Source organism: Dickeya ananatis, from assembly GCF_019464615.1.
Classification (GTDB): Bacteria; Pseudomonadota; Gammaproteobacteria; order Enterobacterales; family Enterobacteriaceae; genus Dickeya; species Dickeya oryzae.
Window position 1 is genome coordinate 918,773 of the sequence record NZ_CP040816.1, and the last position, 23,616, is coordinate 942,388.

Below are 23,616 nucleotides of genomic sequence, written 5' to 3' on the forward strand. Positions count from 1 at the left end.
ATGCTGGCCCTGTTAGATTTCAGCGATCAGGGGTGGGGCGGACTGCTGGCGATGGCCGCGCTGACCACCTTGTTCCTTACGATGGCAGCGCTGCTGATCGGCGCATTGGTCGGTGCTGCGGTCGCGGCGGCCAAACTGTCCACGCGCCGATTCTGGCGCGTGGCCGGGGAGACGTATTCCATCGTGTTTCGTGGCATTCCGGAACTGCTGATCATCTACCTGTTTTATTTTGGTGGTTCCGGCGTGTTGACGCAGATTGGGCGCTGGTTCGGTGCCGAGGGATTTATCGAACTGCCGCCTTTCCTGATTGGCGCGTTGGCGATTGGGTTGATTTCCGCATCGTATCAGGGCGAGGTGTACCGCGCGGCACGTCTGGCCGTGAGTAGCGGCGAACTTGAAGCGGCCAGCGCGATGGGGATGTCGCGTTGGCGCATCGGATGGCGGATCCTGCTGCCGCAGGTGATGCGCTTTGCCCTGCCGGGTTTGTCCAATGTTTGGCAAATGAGCCTGAAGGATTCAGCGCTGGTGTCGGTCACCGGCATTATCGAGCTGATGCGCGCCAGCCAGATGGCCGCCGGTTCGACCCGCGACTATTTTCTGTTCTACCTCGCCGGTGCGGCTCTCTACCTGATCCTGACTGTGTTTTCCAATGCGGCGTTTGCCCGCCTGGAGCGGATCTTGTCTCAGCCTTATCGGCGTAAAGCGATGCAGGAGCCGTCATGATTGATATTGCTTTTCTGACTCAAACATTCCTGCGGTTACTCTCGGCGTTGCCAGTGACGCTGGGGCTGTTTTTTTCCTCATTTGTGGTGGGGGCCGCGCTTTCGGTGTTGCTGGTGGCGATGCGGGTGAGCGCTATCTGGCCGCTGAGTGGGTTTGCTCGTCTGTATATGTTGATTTTTCGCGGGACGCCGCTGCTGATCCAGCTATTTCTGGTCTATTACGGCTTGGGGCAATTCAGCGTGGTGCGTGACAGCCTGTTCTGGCCAGTACTGCGCGACCCATTCAGTTGCGCCGTGATGGCGTTAGCGCTGTGCACCGCCGGTTATACCGCAGAAATTTTGCGTGGTGCGCTGTTGTCTGTTCCCGCGGGGCAGATTGAGGCCGGGCTGGCATGCGGCATGTCGCGCTGGCTACTGTTGCGCCGCATTATCGCGCCGGTGGCGTTGCGTCACGCGTTGCCCGCCTGGTCAACCGAGGCGATCTTGCTGATCAAGTCCACCGCACTGGCCAGTCTGGTCACGGTGTGGGATATCACCGGTGTCGCACAACAGATAATCCAGCGCACGTATCGCACGCTGGAGGTGTTTGTCTGCGCGGCGCTGATTTACCTGCTGCTGAACTTCATTATTGTCAGGGTGTTTGCCTGGCTGGAACGCGCGTTGTCGCCAAATCTGGCCGCGGTACCGACGTCTTTTGGGAGAGATCATGTATAAAACCGCCCCCATCACCTTATCGATGATCGATATCCGCAAGTCATTCGGTGCGCTTGAGGTGCTCAAAGGTATCTCGTTGGATGCGCGCAAAGGCGAGGTGATCTCGCTGTTGGGTGCCAGTGGCTCGGGCAAGAGTACCTTTTTGCGCTGCATCAACCTGTTGGAAACGCCAGATGATGGCACGGTCGCGGTCAGCGGTGAAATGATCTTGATGAAACGCCACAAACTCGGCCATCAGGTCGCGGCTGACAGGCGTCAGGTGGAGCGGCTGCGTACCCGATTGGGGATGGTGTTCCAGAATTTCAATTTGTGGAGCCATATGACGGTGCTGCAAAACGTCATTGAAGGGCCATTGCATATTCTCAGGCGCTCGCGCGCCGACTGTGTCGAACAGGCTGAGGCGTTACTGGCGAAGGTCGGGCTGTATGAGCGGCGGCATTTTTACCCGGTACAACTGTCCGGAGGTCAGCAGCAGCGGGTGGCAATTGCCAGGGCGTTGTCGATGGAGCCGGAGGTGATGCTGTTTGATGAACCGACCTCGGCATTGGATCCAGAACTGGTTGGCGACGTGCTGAAAGTGATGCGCGGGCTGGCCGAAGAGGGGCGCACCATGCTGGTGGTGACCCACGAAATGGGGTTTGCCCGCCATGTCTCCAGCCGGGTGGTGTTCATGCATCAGGGGCGGATTGACTGTGAAGGCGCGCCAGAAGCCATGTTCGGCGGCGAAAGTTCGGCGCGTTTTCAGCAATTTATCGCCAGCCACCAGACCGTGTAAGGGGAACACTATGGTTACCGAGATTCGTTGGGGCGATGCACCACTAACATGGCGTGAACTGGTGCAGGTGGCGCGTCATGGCGCACAGCTTAGCCTGAGTGAGGCGGCCTGGCACCGCATGAACCAGTCACGGCGCATCGTCGAACAGATTGTAGACAGCGAAACGCTGGCCTATGGCGTGAATACCGGTCTGGGCGCGTTATGTAACGTCACCTTACCGGTGGCGGATCTGGCGCGACTGTCGCGCAATACCTTGCTCAGTCACGCCTGTGGCGTAGGGCCGCGGCTGCCTGTCGAGCAGACTCGCGCCATTCTGTGTGCGGCGATAGCCAATTACAGCCACGGCAAGTCGGGCATTCAGCCGGATATCGTGCGGGCGCTGCTGACGCTGCTCAATCAGGGCGTCACACCCTGCGTGCCATCGCAAGGCTCGGTGGGTTATCTCACCCACATGGCACATATCGGGCTGGCGTTAATTGGCGTCGGCGAGGTGGAATGGCAAGGTCAGGTATTGCCAGCATCGCAGGTATTGCAACGTATTGGTGTGGCACCCGTGACGCTGGGCGCGAAAGACGGGCTGTCGCTGGTCAACGGCACGCCGTGTATGACCGGGCTGGCTTGTCTGGCGTTGGATGATGCGGCGCGTCAACTGGACTGGGCGGATGTGACCGGTGCGATGAGCTTTGAGGCGTTGCGTGGGCAGATCGTGGCATTTGACCCCGAAGTGCTGGCATTGAAACCGAGTGCAGGCATCCAACGGGTTGGGCAGCGCCTGCGCGCCCTGTTAGCAGGGAGCCGGATTATTGCCCAGAGCGAAGGCATCCGGACGCAGGATGCGTTGAGCCTGCGATCCATTCCGCAAATTCATGGTGCCTGCCGTGATCAGTTTGCATCATCGGCGCAACGCATCGAGATGGAACTCAATGCCGCCACCGATAATCCGCTGGTGCTGGGTACGCCGGAACAGTGGCGGGTGGTATCGCAGGCAAACCCACATGGCGAAGCGGTGGCACTGGCGGCAGACAGTCTGGCGCTGGCGTTATGCGAACTGGCCGGCGTGGCGGAACGTCGACTGGACCGGCTGATCAACCCGTTGGTGAGCGGGTTACCTCCCTTTTTGGTCGCCCAGCCGGGGGTGAATTCCGGCATGATGATCGCCCAATATGTGGCCGCCTCACTCTGTGGTGAGAACCGCTTATTAGCCCAGCCTGCGGTGGTCGATAACTTTGTCACTTCTGGCTTGCAGGAAGACCACCTGAGTATGGGCACCCCGGCGGCGCTCAAATTGCTGAAACTGACGGAAAACGTCTGGCATGTGCTGGCTATTGAATACCTGCTGGCGGCACAGGCGTTGGATTTTCTCGGCCCGGATAACGCCGGTGTGGGAACACAACGGGCCTGGCAGTTGCTGCGCCAACAGGTTGGGGTCTGGCAGGAGGATCGCTGGCTGGCACCGGATATCGCCCGTGCGGTAGCCGTGTTACGGCATCAGGAGCCTGACTGGGATGAATTGCCCTACCCGAACAGGCAGGACGTTTCAGAAACACGTGGATAACGGCGAACCGTAACCGGGGTTCGGTCGTTAATTGAACGCCAGTCGGTAAAAACGTTGAGGCCGCCCGACGGTGCCGTGCTGAATGTGGGCTTCCAGCAATTTAATGTTTTTGCAGTATTCCAGATAACGCCGGGCGGTAGACTTACTGATGCCAATCATATCGCTCAGGCTGTCGGCGGTGTGCTGCGTGTGCTCGCCGGAAAACGCCGCCCGTACCTGATTAAGCGTCAACTCGTCGATACCTTTTGGGTAGGTAAACCCGGCAGGCACATGATGTGGAATGCTCTGACGTATGACCCGGTCTATCTCGTCTTGTTGCAGGTGCGATTTCTGGGCGACTTTTCTGTTGAACATCAGGTAGTTTTTCAGCGCCTCTTCCAGCCGCTCCAGTATGAACGGTTTGACCAGATAATCACTGGCACCGTGCCGTATTGCCGCTTTGATCGTCTCAATGTCGTTGGCCGCGGTAATAAAAATGACGTCGACCTCCGGTTGGGTGGCACGCAGATGCTTCATCATGTCGATGCCGGTGCCATCGGGCAGGTAGTTATCCAGCATCACGAGGTCGGGTTTTTGGGCGGCGATGGCTATTCGGGCATCTGCCAGCGTGTCTGCGCTGCCTAATAGCAGGAATTCAGGGTGTTTCCTGATGAAGCTTTCAATAAAGAAAGCCATGTCGTGATTGTCCTCAACCAAAAAGACGCTGATCGTATTTGCCATAGCGTTAATCTTCTAACTATCGGTTAAACTTTGGGTATATAAACGGAAAATACTGCGCCGTCGTTATCGCCGTCTGTATCAACCAGACAAACGCCCTGTGCCTTTTGTACCAGCGACTGCACCAGATACAAACCGACACCATGATGGCGTCCTGATTTGCTGGTCGTGCCTTTCATAAATAGCTCTTCTATTGCCACCTGACCGAGCCCTGGGCCGTTATCCTGCACCGATAAGACGATTTCATCACTGCTGTCATTGAGATAAAGTTCGATCGATTGCGCATGGGCGGGCATTTTCACCGTGGCTTCCAGCGCGTTATCCAACAGGTTGCCGATGATACAGGCCATTTCCTCGGCGCTCAGTGGTGCATCCGTTCCAGTGTAACAAGAGAGCGGGTCAATCTGCAGGTCGATGCCCAGTTCGTTCGCCCGCCCGAGTTTACCGAGTATCAACCCGGCAACACAGGGGCAGTGGAAAGACTGGATGATGGCGTCATAAAGCTGCTGTTGCTGGGCGTTTTCCTGCGCAACATACTGGCTGACTCGCTCATATTCTCCTAACTGGAGCAGGCCGTAGATAACCGCCAGCCGGTTTTTGAATTCGTGGCTGATAACCCGCAGCTCTTCGCTTTCATGTTTGATGTGATTGACCTGTTTGGTCATCAACGTCTCGTTCGTTCTTTCCCTCAGGCTAATGACAAAACCGGCAAACTCATCCTGCTGGTTGAGGATGATGGCGCGGTTGGCGATAAACGTCGAGCCGTTGAAGGTGACGTCTACATCATGGCATTCCTGACGTTCGCTGGATAAAAAGAAATCAGCTGGAACGACATAATCGGTAATGGCGTGTCCGGTCAGTGGGCTGTTGGGATGGTCGATAGCGAGCATCTTTTTGGCCGCGTTATTGATGGCGATGATGCGACCTTCCGGGCTGACGGCGATCACGCCATCGTAAATGGCGTGCAGAATGGCCCGGCGTACCTGGTATCTATAATTGATCATCTCCGGCGTCAGGCCGGACATCTGCTTTTTCAGCAGACGGTAGGAAAAGACACCGCCGAGTAAAATCAGGATAAAGACGGCAACCAGCAAGCCGAGGAATGGCGAGAAATAGTCCTCCAGCAGGATCTGGCGGTGCGCTTCCGTATACCCAACCGAGACATAGCCGATGAATTTACCATCAAGCAGCAAAGGGGCGCGGGTTTTGACCGAGGCACCGGAATAACCGGTATTGTTGACCGTGTAGCTTTTTCCGGTGCGCAGCAGTTCAATATTACCGCTATCGTTGATGACCCGGTTCACCTGCGCCGGATCCGGATGGTAGAGGCGGATGTTATCCGGGTCGCTGATGACAATGAAATCGGCATCACTGCGCGCGTAGCGTTGATCGATAAGATTACGCAACATCGCCAGATCCCGATGCTGGACCGCCTGCTTGAGAGCCGTGTCCTGCGAGAGGATAAGCGCCAGATTCTTGGATTTATCCGCTACGTCGTTATACAGCAGATGACTGATAACGAGAAAAACCGCGCAGCCGGTCACCACCACCACGGCCAGCGATGTGATGAAATAATAAAGTATTATCTGATACTTATAAGAGCTGCTTGGCTCGCCGCTGCGGGTGATGGCCTCTGACATGGTGTATTCCGTCAGTGATGGTTGTACAAAAGATAACGACCGCCGCATCCTGTCGTGCCGTCTGGGTAAGCTATCTGATTGCTTGAGAGCCACGGGAAACAGGAGCGAGTAGGGCTATTTAAACAGACAAGCGGCCTGATTGCCTCAGGCCGCATCAATGTTTCTGGTGATAACGCGGGTCGCGGTAACGTTTTAGCGATTCAACAATGACAACACGCTATGCAGCGAAAGGCCCAGTAACGTGAAATCGGTGGTTGAGTAGGTGGTCGGTGCATCGACACCCGCATCGTGGATCGGCTGGAAAATAAACGCCGAACCGGCAATAGAGATGATGCCGCAAGCCACTGCACCGATGACCGCGCCACGGATACCACCGGTGGCATTACCGATAATGCCTGCGCCGCCGCCACTGGCAAAGGTAAACAACAAGCTGGGAACCATGGCCGGGTAACCGAATACCGGCAACAAAATCATGGTCAGGAAGCCACTGATGGTGCAGCAGATAAAACCGATGAAAACAGCGTTGTTGGAATAAGGAAACAGTGAATAAATTTCAATCGCCGGAATGGATTTCTTAATGATTTTATCGCTGATACCTTTAAACGCCGGAATCAGTTCTTCGATAAACATATGTACACCGCGGGTCAGCATATAAACCCCGGCTGAAAATAACCCAGCTTGTTTGAGCAAAAACAGAAAGATATTGGTGTGGCTGTGATCTTTATGGCTGGCATCAGCGATGAGCTGTACGTGTTCAGCACCGGCAACCAGTGAGGAGATAACAAAAAACAGCAACATAACAAAGAAGGTTGAAACCTGCTTATCTTTTAAGAAGCCGATACTGGTCGGAATAGCCAGTTTCTCGGCGTCGACTTCTTTATTGCCGAATTTTTCGCCTAACCAACCAGCCAGCATATAACTGGTGGAACCAAATTGACCGATAGAGAAATCACCGGACTGTCGCAACGCATCACAGTTTTCAATTTGTCGACAATAGCGCACCAGCAAGGCGGGAGAAATAACACACCACACTCCGGTAATAAGCGTCGCCAATATCGCCGAGCTGGAAACGGAGATGCCGTGCAGCATGGCGATGATGGTCAAACAACTGACCATGAAGAACACATGATGCCCGGAGAGGACGATATATTTCAGCGGTGTGATTTTAGCCAGTACAATATTGAAAAACATGGCACCGATAAGCCCGGCAGCAATAGCGGAAGAGTAAAGCTTGCCGAGTTTTTCCATCGCGACAACAATCACCACTTCATTGTTGGGCACGATACCCTGGACGTGAAAAGCGGTCAGGAAAATTTTTGAAAAGTTACTCAATGCCGGCGAGATAAGCAGGTCTGCGCTGGCGAACAGAATGATGAAACCCAGATAGGTTCTCACTGTTGACGTAATGATGTCATTGATGTTTTTCTTTTGAATAATATTTCCCAACATGGTGAAAAGACTCACCAATATGGCGGCGTCTTTGAGTAATTCAATCAGAAATTGAAGCACGGTATTCCCCTTTATTAATAAATTTCTACTCAGGGTAAAATAACGGTGTTCATATCGGTGAAAGTTGATCTGCGGTCACATTGGTGGATAAATTTAAAGCATTAAATGATTTTTATGCGCTTAATTATTATTTGGTTGATTTTGTTTTTTTGTTTCTTTACCGTCGGCAACGAATTAAGCGTTACGGTTTATCCGCTTTATGTTAATGAATATCTTTGCGAATGTTAAGTGTGGTGATGAATTAATTGATGTGTTTTAGTGCTATTACATATTCAGGCTGCATTATCTTTTAATTTTTGTAAAAATACTGAGTGTTTTTTATTGAAATAAGTGAATTGTGCTGGCGGGTATATCGTAGGGTGATCGGATGATGAATAAAACCTGGTCACGTACGCCTTATCGTCACAGATAGCACATAAAAAGAGCAACACAGAATAAAAGCAGGTGGTTTCGGTATTGATGTGGAACTTGTCTCCCCTTGTGATGCAACGAGACCGCTTCCATCTGCTTTTCTCATATCGCCATATTCCCATTCAACACTAAGGTGCCGTTTCTCTGCCTGTGGGTGGCTGGCACCAGAATAGCCGAATGGGACAGGCGCTTAGCCGCCGAACCGTCCGAACAATTGATAACGGGAACCGGGATAAAACAGCCGCGCAGCGGTAACGACCCGCGAGCCGTGCCAGGTCCGGCGGCGGATCAGCAGACAGGGTTCCTGTTCGTCCAGCGCCAGTAGCTCGCGCTGGCGTGGTTCAGCGGCAACCGCTTCTACCCGGTGCTCACCGGCGGTCAGTGGTGCTACACGGCTCAGGTAACTGTGTGGCGTGACAACAGTAAAATCCTGTTGCAGATAATCCGGTGCCACCTGGGGGTTCACGTAGCGGATCTCCAACTGTACCGGCACGCCGTTTTCATAGTGCACAATTTGCGAATGAAACAGTGGCTGCCCAGGCGCGATATCCAGTTGTGCGGCCTGATCGCCATCGGCACTGAGACGTTCCAGCCGCAGTACCTGGCTGCTGTGGCGATGACCGCGTGCGGCAATTTCATCGGCGATGTTGTGAACTTCCAGCATCGCGGTATGGGCTTTCTGCTCTGCCACAAAGGTTCCCACTCCCTGCATCCGCACCAGAAAACCTTCGCTGGTCAGTTCCCGTAATGCCCGGTTGATGGTCATACGGCTGACACCCAATTCGTTGACCAGCTCACTTTCCGACGGTACCCGTTGGTGTGATTGCCAGGCTCCGCTACGAATCTGGTTGATAATGGCTTGCTTTACCCGCTGGTAGATGGGGGCCGGGGTATCACTCATGGCCGCGGCAAGTTGGGACGCGGTTTGCTGGTCGGTCAAGGCGTTATCCTCAAAAGGCGACAGATAATGGCAGTGTAACGAACAACGCCCAGTCCTGTATAGACAACCTGTGAGGCGAGGCGGTTTTTGTCGTTGCTGACGTTTGCTTAGGTTGTAGTAAAAACGAGGGAGTAAAAAACCGAGGGAGTAAAAGCTGAGACAGTAAAAGCTGAGAGAGTAAAGCCAGAGACGTCACATTTCATCATATCCCGTTACCTTTTGGCATTTCCAAAGCCAAAGAGCCTGTAACACAGTGAATTGCCTGCCATTCGGCGGTGTGACACACCACAGCCCGAATAACTGATGAGGAAATAAACGTGAAGAAACGCCTCTGCCTGTTGCTACCGTTATTACCGTTGACCGTATTGCCTGCAAGTGCGTTGGCAACGCTGAAAATGATCACCACACCGGGTGTCGCGCCGGACGCCGTGAGCGCAGTAAAAATGTATTTCAGCGGAAATATCAATGAAGAAAAAGTGACCGAGCTGACGATGGCGCTGGATGAAGCGAATATGCGCTTCAAAAACGCGCACGACCTCTATTTGTATATCAACAGTACGGGTGGTGAGTTAGACAGCGCCCATGTTGCTTATCTGGCGATAAAAAGCTCGCGTATTCCGGTGACGACCGTCGATATGTCGATGACGGCTTCTGCCGCTACCGTACTGTTCTGTGGGGCCAAAAATCGGGTCATGTTGCCGAATACGACCCTGCTTATCCATCCTCCAGCCGTTAATCAGAACGAGAAAAGTAGTACGCCGGACAGCCTGGAGCTTAAGCAGCAGTGGTCTTCGCATTATGTCGACATGCTAAAAAACGTTTACCGGCAGTGTACTACGCTGAGTGATGAGGCGATGAACAAGGCGTTACACAGCGAAGATGCGCATTTGTTTCTGAGCAATAGTGAAGCGGAAAACATTGGCATAACGACCGCAACCGAAGAACAGATTCATGCCGCCGATGTGGTTTATTTCATCAATGATGGTTCGCCCCGGGATAAGGGATAACGTTTTCCCCCAATGCCTTACCCAAACCTGATTTCACTGACCTTTTCTCCTCATGGCCGTCAGACAGACGGCCTGTTCCTGTAGAACGCCCATCGCATTTTGTAAATTTATCAAAATATCGATCCTTATCGTTATTCTAACGTTATCTTTACGCAATCCTAACTATTGGGATGGCGTTCAGGTGACGTCTTCAATCTTATCGGGCTGTATTCCTGATTTGTGCATGTGGTGTCAATAAGAGTCGATCATCGATGAATACAACGTTTTCTTGTGTGGAATGCGGTAAATGCTGCATAGGTCATCATGTTCCCCTGACTCTGACTGAGGCGAAAGAATGGGCGCAGGACGGTGGGCAAATCATCGTTCTGGTGGAGGGGTTTCTGCAAAATGGTATCGGTATCCCCCCAGAACAACGACAGCATGCCCAGTCACGCTCTTGCGATGTGATAAGTGGTGAGACCCGGGCATTTATTGCCATCACCTTTGCGGCCTACAATCCTGGCCCGTGTCGGCATCTGGACGACGACTTACGTTGTCGAATCTATGCGCGTCGGCCCTTGGTATGCCGGATTTACCCGATGGAGATCAACCCGCATATTCCACTGCGGCAGGTTAACAAGGATTGTCCGCCCGAGGCCTGGCAACACGGTGACGCGCTGATTGTTTCAGACCGGCTGGTGGACCGTGAAACCGAGGTGTTGATCGAACGTTCCCGCCAGGCGGATCGTGATGATATTCATATCAAAGCATCGATTTGCCATTGGCTGGGGATCGCCACCAGTGCGCTCAAAGGTGATGGTTTCACGGCATACCTGCCGGATATGACGGCGTTTCTGTCGGCGCTGGAACTGGCCGGGCAGTTTACTGCCGAAGAACATGCTGACGCCGCACCGGGCCGTGCATGGCAGTTCCATGTTTCCGGCGAGGACGTGCTGGAAACCCTGAAACAGGCCGGTGCTGACGCGGTTACCGGGCCGTCCCAATATTATGGGTTTATCGGTTTACGCGCAGTCTGATGCAGTAGTCAGCGAAGTACCGCCATTTGCGTGACTGAAAACAGGGCAGGGTGCACCGTTATAGGGCGCTCTGTCTCCTTCTCTGTGGTGGTTCTCTTCTTCCTGTTGCTTCATCCCGCCGCTTTTCCGTCAATTTGCCCGTACTGCTGTGCTGGCACGCCTCTTGCTTGTATAGACAAGATTATAACACTTGCAGTCCATTGCTTTTTCTTTTCCTGACAGGAGTAGAAACATGAGTACAGCACCAGGTCGTACCGGTTGGAAAATCTCGTTGATGGCTGTTTGTCTGGCTAGCGCCCTGAGCGTACAGGCGCAGGAAACGCCGGTGGCTATCGGTATTTCCGGCTGGACTGGCTTCGCCCCGCTGACACTGGCGGATAAGGCCGGTATTTTTCAACAGCACGGGCTGAAGGTGGATCTGAAAATGATCCCCCAGAAAGACCGCCATCTGGCGGTGGCATCCGGTGCGATTCAGTGTGCCGCAACGACGGTGGAAACCTACGTTTCCTGGGCGGCCAGTGGTGTGATGCTCAAACAGATTGTCCAGCTCGACAAATCCTATGGTGCGGATGGACTGGTGGTACGCAACGGCATTAACAGCGTGCATGACCTGAAAGGGAAAACCATCGGCGTTGATGCGCCCGGGACTTCACCGTACTTCGCACTGGCGTGGATGCTGGATAAAAACGGCATGAGCCTGAAAGACGTCCACATCGCAACGTTGTCGCCGCAGGCGGCGGCTCAGGCGTTTGTTGCCGGGCAGAATGACGCCGCCATGAGCTATGAACCGTACTTATCTACCATTCGTCAGCAGCCGGACAAGGGAAAAATTCTCGCCACAACACTCGATTACCCGATGGTGATGGACACGCTCGGTTGTACGCCGGCGTTTTTGCAGCAACATCCGCAGGCCGCGAAAGCCTTGGTAGAAAGCTATTTTGACGCGCTGGAGATGATTAAAACTCAGCCGGAAAAGGCCTACGACATCATGGGCGCGGCGGTGAAAACCAGCGGTAAGGAGTTCGCCGAGTCAGCCCGTTATCTACGCTGGCAGGACCGGGAGCAAAATCGCGTCTTCTTTAGTGGCGAAATCGCCCGGTTCAGCGAAGAAGCGTCAAAACTGTTGCTGGAGGCGAAAGTCATTCGCCAGCAACCGGATCTTTCCGCGCTGTATGACGCCAGCTATGTGAAATAACCGAGGAGAGATGCGGACATGGCGGACATCAATAGCCTCCCTCACACCACCATGCGTACACCTGCGGCGCTGCCCGATGCGCCGGTTCGGGTGCATAACCCGTTGATGGTGCCGCTGCGACCGGTATCGATGCGCTTACGCTGGACGCTTGGCGTGGGGTTCTTCGTGCTGTTTATCGGCTTGTGGTCACTGGTGACGTTCAGCGGTGTGGTTTCCGCCACATTTCTGGCTAACCCGCTGACGATGTTGCATGAAGGGGTGTTGCTGTTTACTGATTATGATTTTCAGCAAGACATCGGCATGACGGTGATGCGCGTGGTGGCGGGTTTTCTGCTGGCGGCGTTGATTGGGGTGCCGCTTGGCATCCTGATGGGGGCCTACAAGCTGGTGGAAGCCTTCTTCGAACCGTTTGTGTCATTCTGCCGTTATCTGCCCGCCTCGGCGTTCGTACCGTTGCTGATTTTGTGGGCCGGTATCGGTGAGATGCAGAAGATACTGGTGATTTTTATCGGCTCGTTCTTCCAGATTGTGTTGATGGTGGCGGTCAGCGTCGGCGCTGCACGGCGTGATCTGGTCGAAGCGGCGTATACGCTCGGGTGCTCCAGCCGCAGTGTGGTGACCCGGGTGTTGATCCCCGGTGCGGCACCGGGGATCGCTGAATTGTTGCGGCTGGTACTTGGCTGGGCCTGGACTTACGTGATCGTCGCCGAGCTGATTGGTGCCTCAAGCGGTATCGGCCACATGATTGTCGATAGCCAGGCGCTGCTCAATACCGGACAAATCATCTTCGGCATTATTGTTATCGGCGTTATCGGGTTGCTGTCCGATTTCCTGTTCAAAGCCGTTAATCGCCGTTTATTTGCCTGGAGCCTGTCATGAAATACAGCAAGCTGACCATTCGGCAGGTTGAGCGGGTGTTTACTGGCCCGCATGGTGAGGCTATCCCGGCGTTGCAGCCCATCGATTATCAGGTCAATGAAAACGACTTCGTCACGATTTTAGGACCATCCGGTTGCGGGAAATCGACGTTACTGCGCATTATTGCCGGACTGGATGCGCCAACCCGTGGCGAAGTCTGGCTGGATGGCGCGCTGGTGGATGGCCCCGGAGCCGATCGCGGCATGGTCTTTCAGAGCTATACCTTGTTTCCGTGGCTGACGGTGCGCGAGAACATCTGTTTTGGGTTGCAGGAGCGGGGTGTCAGTGCGGCGCAACAACGCGAGCGCAGCGAGTATTATCTGCATCAGGTGGGGTTAAACGGGTTCGAGCATCATTACCCACGCCAGCTCTCCGGTGGCATGCAACAACGCACCGCCATCGCCCGCGCGCTGGCTAACGACCCGAAAGTCCTGTTGATGGATGAACCCTTCGGTGCGCTGGATAACCAGACCCGGGTCATGATGCAGGAGTTGTTGTTGTCGGTGTGGGAGTCGTCGCGCAAGACGGTGTTATTCGTCACCCACGATATCGACGAAGCGATTTTCATGGCGAACAAAGTGGCGATTTTCAGCGCCCGGCCGGGTCGGATTAAAACGGAAGTGGCAGTGGATTTTCCATGGCCGAGAGACTATACCCTTAAAACCTCGCCAGAATTTATGGCGCTCAAGGCGCGGGTGACGGAAGAGATTCGTAGTGAAACCCGGCAGGCGCTGGCCCACTGAGCAGCGCACTGCGGGTGTGCAGGATGAAACATACGCACCGGCTGGATAAAGGATGATGAACGCAGCCGGATTGGTTTAGCTTTACTTGTCTATACAGGATTAGATATATGTCACAAACCCGAAGCTATTGCCTGACGCCCGGCGCCGTGGATCTCGCCACACTGCGCGCGATTTATCGGGGGAACGTCACCCTGACGCTGGCGGCACAGGCGCGCACGGCGGTGGCAGCCGCGCAGGAAACGGTGCAGAACATTGTGCGTCAGGACCGGGTGGTCTATGGCATCAACACCGGTTTTGGCAAGCTGGCCCAGACCCGTATCCCCGCCGACAGACTGGCGGAACTACAGCGTAATCTGGTGTTGTCCCACAGCGTTGGTATCGGTGAACTGTTGCCGGATGACGTGGTGCGTCTGGTGATGGCGACCAAAGTCATTAGTCTGGCTCGTGGGCACTCCGGGGTGCGATTGCAGGTCATCGACACCTTGCTGGCGCTGTTTAACGCCGGGGTTATGCCCTGTATTCCAGAAAAAGGCTCGGTGGGGGCCAGTGGCGATCTGGCACCGCTGGCGCATTTATCGCTGCTGCTGTTGGGAGAAGGGCAGGCGCGGGTTGACGGCGTGTTGGTCCCGGCGGCCGACGGGCTGGCGCGCGCTGGCGTTGAGCCGTTGGTGCTGGGGCCGAAAGAGGGGCTGGCGCTGCTCAACGGTACTCAGGTGTCCACCGCGCTGGCGTTGCGTGGCCTGTTCGAGGCTGAAAACGTGTTTGCCGCCGGGCTGGTGGCAGGGGCGCTATCACTGGAGGCCATCAAAGGTTCGGTGAAACCGTTTGATGCCCGTATCCATCAGGCACGTGGTCAACATGGGCAGATAGGGGTCGCCGTGGCCGTCAGCACCTTGCTGACTGACAGTGAGATTTTGCAGTCACACGTGCATTGTGGCCGGGTACAAGACCCGTATTCGATTCGCTGCGTACCGCAGGTGATGGGCGCGTGTCTGGATAATTTGCGTCATGCCGCCCGCGTGTTGGGTATTGAAGCCAACGCGGCGTCGGATAACCCGCTGGTGTTTCCCGATGCCGACGAGGTCATTTCGGGCGGCAATTTCCACGCTGAACCGGTGGCGTTCGCCGCTGACATCATCGCATTGGCGGTGGCGGAAATCGGTGCCATTTCAGAACGGCGCATGGCGCTGCTGCTCGACAGCACCTTATCCGGGTTACCGCCGTTTCTGGTTAACGATGGCGGGGTGAATTCCGGATTTATGATAGCCCAGGTGACCGCCGCCGCGCTGGCGTCAGAAAACAAATCGTTAGCGCATCCTGGCAGCGTCGACAGCCTGCCGACCTCCGCCAATCAGGAAGACCATGTATCAATGGCGACCTACGCCGCTCGCCGCCTCGGCAGCATGTGCTTTAACACCGCGACGGTGGTGGGGATTGAAGCCATGGCGGCGGCGCAGGGCATCGACTTCCATCGTCCACTGAAAAGTTCGCCGTTGCTGGAGCGTGAGCTGGCGCAGGTGCGTGAACAGGTGGCGTTTTTGGAACGTGACCGTCTGATGGCGACCGATATTGAGCTGATGCGCCAGTGGGCCAGCCGTGATCACTGGCCGTCTGTTATCACCGCATTGTTGCCCAGTTATGCCGCTGACCCGGCTTTTGCTTCTGTTTGATAAGGAATGTGCTATGACCTCCTCTTCGTCTATGACGTCTGCGGGTGCCCGCGTTGTGCGTGCTCCGCACGGCACCGAACTGCATTGTGAAAACTGGCTGATAGAAGCCGCCTACCGCATGATCCAGAATAACCTTGACCCGGATGTGGCCGAACGTCCGGAAGATCTGGTGGTGTATGGCGGGATTGGCAAAGCCGCCCGCAACTGGGACTGCTTCGACGCGATTCTGAACAGTCTGCGTCAGTTAAAGGCGGATGAAACCCTGCTGGTGCAATCCGGTAAGCCGGTTGGGGTGTTTCGCACCCATGCTGACGCTCCCCGGGTGTTGATTGCCAACTCGAACCTGGTGCCGCATTGGGCCACCTGGGAACACTTCCATGAACTGGATAAAGCCGGGCTGATGATGTACGGCCAGATGACCGCCGGGTCGTGGATTTACATCGGTGCGCAGGGCATTGTGCAGGGGACTTACGAAACCTTCGCAGAAGCGGGTCGCCAGCACTATCAGGGCGATCTGAGCGGCAAATGGATCCTCACCGCCGGGCTTGGCGGCATGGGCGGCGCGCAGCCACTAGCTGGCGTATTGGCCGGTGCCTGTGTGCTGGCGGTGGAATGTCAGGAGTCTCGCATTGATTTTCGGCTGCGTACCCGTTATCTCGACTATAAAGCCAACAGTATTGACGAGGCACTGGCGATGATCGCCGAGGCCTGCGCGCAGAAAAAGGCCATTTCCGTCGGCCTGCTCGGTAACGCTGCCGAGGTGTTGCCGGAACTGGTGAAACGGGCCAAAGCCGGCGGCATGAAGCCGGATATCGTCACCGACCAGACCTCTGCCCATGACCCGCTCAACGGCTATTTGCCCGCTGGCTGGAGTGTGGCGCGCTGGGAACAGGAGCGTGTTAGCAATCCGCAGGCGGTGACGAAAGCTGCCTGTGCCTCAATGGCGGTGCATGTGCAGGCGATGCTGGATTTTTGCCACATGGGCGTGCCTACCGTGGATTACGGCAACAATATTCGCCAGCGTGCATTCGATGAAGGGGTGGGGAATGCCTTTGATTTTCCCGGCTTCGTCCCGGCGTACATTCGTCCGCTGTTTTGCGAAGGCAAAGGGCCGTTCCGCTGGGTGGCACTATCCGGCGATCCGCAGGATATCTACAAAACCGATGCCAAACTCAAAGAGCTGTTCCCGGATAATCACCACCTGCACCGCTGGCTGGATATGGCGCGTGAGCGCATCGCGTTTCAGGGGCTTCCCTCACGCATTTGCTGGCTGGGGCTGGGCGAGCGACATCTGGCCGGGCTGGCGTTTAACGAAATGGTGCGTAACGGTGAACTAAAAGCGCCGATCGTTATCGGTCGTGATCATCTGGACTGCGGTTCGGTGGCGTCACCCAATCGGGAAACGGAAGCGATGCAGGACGGCTCGGACGCAGTCTCCGACTGGCCGCTGCTCAACGCGCTACTGAATACGGCGGGTGGCGCAACCTGGGTCAGTTTGCATCACGGCGGCGGCGTCGGCATGGGCTTTTCCCAGCATGCCGGTATGGTGATTGTCTGTGATGGCAGCGAGCAGGCGGATGCCCGGTTGGGGCGTGTGCTGTGGAACGACCCGGCTACCGGGGTGATGCGCCACGCGGATGCCGGTTATGACGCCGCTAAAGCCTGTGCGGCAACGCATCAATTGAATTTGCCAATGGTGAAGTAAACTATCAACAGGTAGCCACCACGCCAGAAATCCCCGGTCGCTTACGCAGGTAAGTGACCGGGGTGAGCGATAATGCTGTGTGACGTTGCGCTGAATGTAGTGAGTAATCAGCGTCGTATTCTTTGCGCCAATACGCTGTGTTCAGGATGTTGACTGAGCTTGTGAACGTAGGCGTTCGATAAACAGTCGGAATGCTGCCGAGTTATTTTTTCTTTCCGGATAAAACAGATAGTATCCAGGGAAAGGTTTACACCAGTCCTGCAATAGGCTAACCAATTTCCCTTGTCGTATCGGTTCTTCTGCTTGTATCGCCGTCAGGCAGGCTATTCCACCACTCTGCACCGCGGCATCAATAATCATATCGGTATCATTGAATGTTAACCGTCCCTCAACCCTTACGGTGACTTTTTCTCTGCCGTTGTCAAATTCCCAGATATAATTTCCACCACTTGTCGGAAGCCTGAAATTAATACAGTTATGTGCAGCAAGATCGGCTGGGGTGACAGGTGCTCCCGCACGTTGAATATAGTCGGGGGATGCTACTACAACCATTTGCATATCTGGGCCGATGCGTACCGCCACCATATTATTAGCTATCAGTTCTCCGAGACGTACTCCAGCGTCAAATCTTTCCGCAATGATATCTTTGGTTCCGGAGTCTACGTTTATTTCGAAATTCACTTCGGGAAATTCCTGACTGAATTCACGTATCACAGGCCAGAGAATATATCTTGCTGCATGCGGTGGAGCGGTAATACGAATTAAACCTGATGGTTTTTCTCGTAATATCCCCACTTCATTCAGGCCCTCAGCAATACTGTCGAAAGCCGGTCGGAGGTTTTTATATAACTGTTCACCCGCCTGGGTCAGCGTTACCTGCCGGGTCGTGCGTGCAAGGAGTCGAACTCCAAGGCGCTTTTCCAATCGTTTTAGTGCATGGCTCAATGCCGACTGAGACGTTTCAAGGCGGATTGCTGCGCGAGTGAAATTCAACTCTTCAGCGAGAGTGGCAAAGATATTCAGGTCAGTTAAGTCATTCCGGTTCACGCCTGTACCCCTGCTTTATTTAATGAAAATTGAGTATAACTCTTATGGTAATTGATATCTTAATTTCATCTAAGTGGCCAGATATAGTTTCTTCCCAAGGCGATTTTTCTCGCAGATTTTCATGGTATCGGGTAAACGACAGGAGCGTTATATGGCAAATCTTTCACGACGTGCTCTTCTGGCTGGCTCTGCAACATTCGCGGCGATAGCTTCTACAAAAGCGTTTCCTTTGTTGGCGGCCGAACAGCATGACCAGGAGCGCCAAATTTTGGGTAATAGCGGCATTTACCGCCATCAATTGGGGGCCGTTGAACTGTATTCAGTGACTGACGGCTCTAATAGCTTTCCCCGAAGAGATGATTTTGTTGTCAATGCCAGTCCTCATGATGTGGCCGCTGAGCTGGCTGCTTCATTCCTTGATCCTAATACGATTACATTGACGTTTACTCCTGTTGTTCTTCATTCATCGGGACAAACGATAATTATCGATACCGGATTGGGTGAAAAAGCCTTTGTGCAAAGCAAAGGCGTCGGTGGACAGTTTCATCGAAATTTAGCCGCAGCAGGTTACAAGAAAAATCAGATTGATAAAGTACTGATTACCCATTTCCATGCAGACCATATTGGGGGGTTGATTACTGCTGACGATAAACCGGCATTTCCTGATTCACAAATACTGGTTCCCGCTGCTGAGTATGATTACTGGCTGAGTGACAGTAATATGGCGAAAGCCGCAACTGATGGGATAAAAGCTAATTTTGAACGTGCTCGTCATATTTTTGGCATTCTGGGTAATAAGGTTAGAAAATTTGGTCCGGAAGAAGAAGTGGCTCCCGGTGTGACATCCATGTCGACCCCTGGTCATACACCCGGTCATTCATCATTTATTATTAAGTCAGAAGGTCAGGTAGGGATTGTACAGGGCGATGTCACGACACATCCTGCTCTGTTTGTCCGCCATCCTGATTGGCATGGTTGGTCTGACATGGATCCGATACAGGCTGAAACAACACGGCGGCAGCTGTATGACAGAATGGTAAAAGAAAAAATCCTTGTGCAGGGTTTTCACTTTTCTTTCCCGGCGATGGGGCATTTCATCAGTGTCGATTCTGGTTATCAGTTTATTCCTCTGATGTGGGATCCCTCCTGATAATCATACCCAAAATAATTCGAGTTGCGGGAAGGCGGCAAGAGAGCGAATCCCGATGAGCTTACACCGGTAAGTGATTCGGGTGAGCGAACGCAGCCAACACACCTGCAACTTGAAGTATGACGGGTATAAGCTATAGCGGTTCATTTAATCTGGGATTAACGTGAAACCCATGTGCTGAGTTATCTTGTTATTGCGAATAAATTGCTAACAAACAGAAAGGGTAGGCATCCTGCCCTTTCTGTTTTCAATCGGGAACGCATATGTCTGATGCCAACGGTCAGGGGTGCTCAAACCAGTCCCGATTCTGTTCAGCAATAGGGGTAATGGAGTGGATCATTTCCTGCAAATGCCCACTCATCGCGGCTTCCACCGCGTTAGCATCACGCGCTTTTAATCCATTGAAAATCACATAATGCTGTTGAATCAGGCTGGCGGGCGGCGACACCTGGCTGAGGCTCAGGAAGCGAACCCGGTCCATCGTGGCTTTGATCGACTCAATGGTTTCCCAGGCCAGTGGACACCGGGCTATCTGCGTCAGTAATTGATGAAAATCATCGTCCAGGCTGAGAAATTCGCGTATCTGCTCGTTCTGGGCTGCCAGTTCCTGACGGCGCAAATTGTGTTCCAGCATCAGTAACTGTTCGTCAGTAATGAACTCGACAGCCCGGCGTACAATCGCGCATTCCAGCGCCTGACGAATAAAACGGGCATCGGCCACGCGCTGCTCGGAAATCTTCATTACGAACGTGCCGCGCTGCGGCAGAATCTGTACCAGCCCGGCTTCCGCCAGTTTGATAAACGCTTCTCGTACCGGTTGACGGGAGACAGAGAAACGAGTCGAAATTTCCTTTTCAGACAAGAGTTTGCCGGGAGGGATCGTGCATTCCACAATGTCTTTGCGCAATACACGATAGATCTGTTGATTAACAGGTTCGTTGCTGTTGATTTGGGCGTAGTTATCCATGCATCCGTGGTGTATTTAAGCTGTTTGTCATCATGATACATGGTTAGCCAACGCCTTATCCATAAGGCGTGTGATTTTCCCCACCGGGGGGGCGCACAGGTTGACGGGGCGGCCTGTGCGCGTCGGTCGGTATTATTGCATTAGTGCCTGTAGCGTGGCGTTAACGCCGTGATTGACCAGCGACAGATAATAGCGGGTGACGGTCTGGACAAAACGGCTATCGGCGGGCAGGTCGCGACCAAAAATGCTCTCCTGCGCCAGCAGGGCGTTAACACGCGCCTCACCCTGTGCGCTGTGCTGGACAACCTGCGCCAGCACCTCTTTTTGTGGATCGCTTATCTCGATCGGCTGGCCTTGTTCATCCACGCCGCCGACATAGCGCATCCAACCCGCCACCCCCAGCGCCAGCATGTCGAACCGGCTGTTATGGGCCAGATGCCAGCGAATGGAATCCAGCAGGCGCGGCGGTAGTTTTTGCGAGCCATCCATGGCGATTTGCCAGGTGCGGTGCTTCAGCGCCGTATTGCGATAACGTTGCAGCAGCGCGTCGGCGTAAGCGACCCTGTCGACCCCGATGGTACGCAGTGTCGGTGCCTGCTCCTGTAGCATCAGGTGACGTGCGGCGGCGACCAGTACCGGGTCCTGCATACAGTCACTGATATGCGCGTAGCCCGCCAGATAACCGAGGTAGGCAAGAAACGAATGACTGCCGTTGAGCATACGCAGTTTCATTTCTTCATAGGGTAAGACATCCGATACCAGTTCAGCGCCGCCTTTTTCCCATTCCGGTCGTCCGTTGACGAAGTTATCTTCAATGACCCACTGGAAGAAGGGCTCGCAGGCGACACCCGCCGGGTCATCAACCCCCAACATGGCGGTGATTTGTGCCCGTGTTTCCGCGGTGACCGCCGGTACAATGCGGTCCACCATGGTTGACGGAAACGTCACATTCTGTTCTATCCAGCCTGCCAGACCGGGCTCCTGCAATTGCGCTAACTGGGTGATGACGTTGCGTGTCACATGGCCATTTTCCGGCATGTTATCGCACGACATGACGCTGAACGGCGGCAGGCCATGTTCTCTACGACGTCTGATAGCAGCCAGTATCACACCCGGCAGAGAACGGGGTTGTGCCGGGTTCTGAAGGTCATGCACGATCAACGGGTGTTCGGTGTTTAACTGCCCGGTAGCGGGGTGGTGGCAGTAGCCTTTTTCCGTCACGGTGATCGACACAATGGCTATCTCGGGTGCGCTGAGCGCCGCCAGAATGTTTTCAATGCCGTCCAATTCGGCGTGCAATGCCTTTTTCGCCACACCGATGAGGCGGCTGCTCCAGTTATCGCCTGCCATTTCCGATACCGACCACAGCAGATCCTGCTGCCGGATATCGTTGATCTGTTGCTCCCCGCCAATCAGGTTGATTTCACAATAGCCCCAATCGCTGCCGAATTGCGCGGCCAGTTTATCTGCGCACACCGCCTGGTGAGCGCGATGGAAGGCACCAAAGCCAATATGGGCGATGCGTGCCACCAGTTTGCTACGGTCATACTCAGGCTTTACCGCGTTTGCCTGTAACAGTGGAGTTGTCATGACTTTTTTCCTAACGTGAATGCTTACCGGTGGTTTTTGACCACCGGAGTGACTGCTGAAATGTTATTCACCTACGTGAGTGATGGTTCGCGCCCTGTTGAGGGTGGGGGATTCGGTGTGTTGCCACAGGGTGTCGTAGGCATGACCGGTCAAGTCTTCCACGATACGACGTGTCTCTGGCGTGACGTCCTGCTTCCTGCCGTTCGCTTTCAAGCGTTCGACTTCATCGATAAGGACTTTGTGCGTTTGCTTATTGAGGTGGAAGGTCAACGCCTGCCACAGCGCAATCAGCAATAATCCGGCGGTACCGATAAACATCAGCCCGGCGATGGTGTTAATCGCTTCCTGCGGTTGCACCTGACTGCCTTTTACAAAGCCCCCCGATTGCAACAGCAAACCGACGACAAAGGTGGCGATGGCAACCGTGGTTTTGCGTGAGAAGGTCATGACTGCCGCGAACAGCCCTTCACGGCGCTGGCGTGTGACCATCTCATCGATATCCGGAATGAATGGGAAGACATTCCAGGGGGTAAATTCCAGCACGCAACGGCCAACCTGATAGCAACCCGCCAGCGCCACCAGTGCCACTGTCTTGTTATCCATCGGTACACGATAGACATAAAAGAAACCGGCGAGACACACCATCATCACCGTGTAGGCGAAGATGTACAGACGTGACGGGCCGTATTTGATCATGGCAAGCCCTGCCAGCAACGTCACTGGTAACCCGACAATGCTCATGGAAAGCAGGCTGCCAGCAAATGACGACGACACGTTCAGGCAGTAGACGCAGAAGAACACGAACACGGTGTTATAGACGTCCTTGGCGGTAAACGAGAACAGGTAAATCGCCAGGTGTTTTCTAAAGGCCCGTACACGCAGGGTAGAGGCATAATCCTTCAGCAGCCCACCGAGCATCCGCAATTTTTCCCATACGGTGCCAGGGTGTTGTTTCGCTTCCAGTTCCGCCAGCATCTCCGGGGTGAGCTCACGTTCCCAGGTCACTTTCCATGAGATAAACACGCACAGCATAAAGGTCACGGCGAACAGCACGCCATTAACCAGATACGCGTTAGCGTCGTGCTCGCCATAATATTTAATCAGCAGGCCGGGGATAAAAGTGGCGAGGAATGTTCCCAGTGCCGACAGAAACATACGGCAGGTAGAGAGCTTGGTGCGTGAGTTAAATCCTTTGGTCATTTCCGACGGTAGCGTTTCCCACGGAATGAGCACCATCGCGGCGATGATTTCGAATGCCAAATACACCGACAAGTAGAACCAATAGTTCATGCCGTTTACCCATAACAGGGCGTAAACCAGCATCAATGGCGCACCAATTAATAAGAAGAATCGGCGGCGGCCAAATTTTTTACCAAAATAATTTTTATAGAAATGATCGGTAAAGCTGCCCATAAATAAACTAACAATCGCATCGACAATACGAGCGATGGCGACAATAGACGCCGCCTCTACGGGAGTTAACCCCACAAAGGTGGTATAGAAAAAGAGTAACCAGGCTCCGATGACGGTAAAGGCACCGCCACCCATAATATCTGTCAGGCCATAACCAATACTGACAGGTATCGTGACTTTCTTGGTACCAGACATAATTTATCCTCATTGAA

General features: G+C 54.2%; 20 protein-coding genes. 12 read left to right on the forward strand and 8 right to left on the reverse strand.

Annotated features, from left to right (window positions below; translation table 11 throughout):
* Genes FGI04_RS04020 through FGI04_RS04035 form a run of 4 tightly spaced genes read left to right on the forward strand, consistent with a single transcriptional unit; the run spans position 1 to position 3,766 of the window.
* Entirely contained in the window at positions 1 to 723 is a 723-nt protein-coding gene (locus tag FGI04_RS04020; RefSeq protein WP_038905155.1) for an ABC transporter permease, read from the forward strand.
* Positions 720 to 1,436: an ABC transporter permease gene (locus tag FGI04_RS04025; RefSeq protein ID WP_407273805.1), complete on the forward strand. Its 717-nt coding sequence runs from the start codon at positions 720 to 722 to the stop codon at positions 1,434 to 1,436. Before FGI04_RS04020 ends, FGI04_RS04025 begins: the two co-directional genes overlap by 4 nt.
* Positions 1,429 to 2,211, forward strand: a complete 783-nt coding sequence (locus tag FGI04_RS04030) for an ABC transporter ATP-binding protein (RefSeq protein WP_407273804.1) — start codon at positions 1,429 to 1,431, stop codon at positions 2,209 to 2,211. The genes FGI04_RS04025 and FGI04_RS04030 overlap by 8 nt, the downstream gene beginning before the upstream one ends.
* 10 nt (positions 2,212 to 2,221) lie before the next feature.
* Entirely contained in the window at positions 2,222 to 3,766 is a 1,545-nt protein-coding gene (locus FGI04_RS04035) for an HAL/PAL/TAL family ammonia-lyase (RefSeq protein ID WP_407336302.1), read from the forward strand.
* A 27-nt stretch (positions 3,767 to 3,793) separates the two neighbouring features.
* Here FGI04_RS04035 and FGI04_RS04040 read toward each other — a convergent pair whose 3' ends face one another.
* The 4 genes from FGI04_RS04040 to hutC form a co-directional block, all read right to left on the reverse strand.
* A complete protein-coding gene (locus tag FGI04_RS04040) occupies positions 3,794 to 4,486 on the reverse strand; it encodes a response regulator (protein WP_016943370.1) in 693 nt (230 codons plus the stop codon).
* 23 nt (positions 4,487 to 4,509) lie between these two features.
* Positions 4,510 to 6,123, reverse strand: a complete 1,614-nt coding sequence (locus FGI04_RS04045) for an ATP-binding protein (protein ID WP_342700282.1) — start codon at positions 6,121 to 6,123, stop codon at positions 4,510 to 4,512.
* A gap of 192 nt (positions 6,124 to 6,315) precedes the next feature.
* Positions 6,316 to 7,632, reverse strand: coding sequence for a PTS transporter subunit IIC (locus FGI04_RS04050; protein WP_038925280.1), 1,317 nt, complete (start codon positions 7,630 to 7,632; stop codon positions 6,316 to 6,318).
* A gap of 601 nt (positions 7,633 to 8,233) precedes the next feature.
* Positions 8,234 to 8,983: a histidine utilization transcriptional repressor HutC gene (gene hutC / locus FGI04_RS04055; RefSeq protein WP_407336303.1), complete on the reverse strand. Its 750-nt coding sequence runs from the start codon at positions 8,981 to 8,983 to the stop codon at positions 8,234 to 8,236.
* A 317-nt stretch (positions 8,984 to 9,300) separates the two neighbouring features.
* Between hutC and FGI04_RS04060 the strand changes: the two genes are divergently transcribed.
* From FGI04_RS04060 to hutU, 7 genes are all read left to right on the forward strand, one after another.
* Entirely contained in the window at positions 9,301 to 9,990 is a 690-nt protein-coding gene (locus FGI04_RS04060) for an ATP-dependent Clp protease proteolytic subunit (protein WP_342700283.1), read from the forward strand.
* Positions 9,991 to 10,241: 251 nt separating this feature from the next.
* Entirely contained in the window at positions 10,242 to 11,006 is a 765-nt protein-coding gene (locus FGI04_RS04065; protein WP_407336305.1) for a YkgJ family cysteine cluster protein, read from the forward strand.
* 232 nt (positions 11,007 to 11,238) lie between these two features.
* Positions 11,239 to 12,201: an ABC transporter substrate-binding protein gene (locus FGI04_RS04070; protein ID WP_407321631.1), complete on the forward strand. Its 963-nt coding sequence runs from the start codon at positions 11,239 to 11,241 to the stop codon at positions 12,199 to 12,201.
* An 18-nt stretch (positions 12,202 to 12,219) separates the two neighbouring features.
* Entirely contained in the window at positions 12,220 to 13,080 is an 861-nt protein-coding gene (locus tag FGI04_RS04075) for an ABC transporter permease (RefSeq protein ID WP_168366140.1), read from the forward strand.
* The gene (locus FGI04_RS04080) at positions 13,077 to 13,862 is read left to right on the forward strand and encodes an ABC transporter ATP-binding protein (RefSeq protein WP_038914370.1); all 786 of its coding nucleotides are present in this window, start codon (positions 13,077 to 13,079) and stop codon (positions 13,860 to 13,862) included. The genes FGI04_RS04075 and FGI04_RS04080 overlap by 4 nt, the downstream gene beginning before the upstream one ends.
* Before the next feature lie 107 nt (positions 13,863 to 13,969).
* Positions 13,970 to 15,532 carry a histidine ammonia-lyase gene (gene hutH, locus FGI04_RS04085; RefSeq protein ID WP_342700286.1) on the forward strand — a complete coding sequence of 521 codons (1,563 nt, stop codon included), beginning with the start codon at positions 13,970 to 13,972 and terminating at the stop codon, positions 15,530 to 15,532.
* A 13-nt stretch (positions 15,533 to 15,545) separates the two neighbouring features.
* Positions 15,546 to 17,237, forward strand: a complete 1,692-nt coding sequence (gene hutU / locus FGI04_RS04090) for a urocanate hydratase (RefSeq protein ID WP_342700287.1) — start codon at positions 15,546 to 15,548, stop codon at positions 17,235 to 17,237.
* A gap of 141 nt (positions 17,238 to 17,378) precedes the next feature.
* On the opposite strand, the gene FGI04_RS04095 is transcribed toward hutU, so the two are convergent.
* The gene (locus FGI04_RS04095) at positions 17,379 to 18,284 is read right to left on the reverse strand and encodes a LysR family transcriptional regulator (RefSeq protein ID WP_407336308.1); all 906 of its coding nucleotides are present in this window, start codon (positions 18,282 to 18,284) and stop codon (positions 17,379 to 17,381) included.
* Between the two features lie 151 nt (positions 18,285 to 18,435).
* Between FGI04_RS04095 and FGI04_RS04100 the strand changes: the two genes are divergently transcribed.
* Positions 18,436 to 19,434, forward strand: a complete 999-nt coding sequence (locus FGI04_RS04100) for an MBL fold metallo-hydrolase (protein WP_407321627.1) — start codon at positions 18,436 to 18,438, stop codon at positions 19,432 to 19,434.
* Between the two features lie 280 nt (positions 19,435 to 19,714).
* Here FGI04_RS04100 and FGI04_RS04105 read toward each other — a convergent pair whose 3' ends face one another.
* The 3 genes from FGI04_RS04105 to FGI04_RS04115 form a co-directional block, all read right to left on the reverse strand.
* The gene (locus tag FGI04_RS04105) at positions 19,715 to 20,401 is read right to left on the reverse strand and encodes a GntR family transcriptional regulator (RefSeq protein WP_019844939.1); all 687 of its coding nucleotides are present in this window, start codon (positions 20,399 to 20,401) and stop codon (positions 19,715 to 19,717) included.
* Between the two features lie 132 nt (positions 20,402 to 20,533).
* Positions 20,534 to 21,991, reverse strand: a complete 1,458-nt coding sequence (locus FGI04_RS04110; RefSeq protein WP_407336310.1) for a mannitol dehydrogenase family protein — start codon at positions 21,989 to 21,991, stop codon at positions 20,534 to 20,536.
* 63 nt (positions 21,992 to 22,054) lie between these two features.
* On the reverse strand, positions 22,055 to 23,599 hold the full coding sequence (locus FGI04_RS04115; protein WP_407336312.1) for an MFS transporter: 1,545 nt from the start codon (positions 23,597 to 23,599) through the stop codon (positions 22,055 to 22,057).
* Positions 23,600 to 23,616 lie beyond the last annotated feature (17 nt).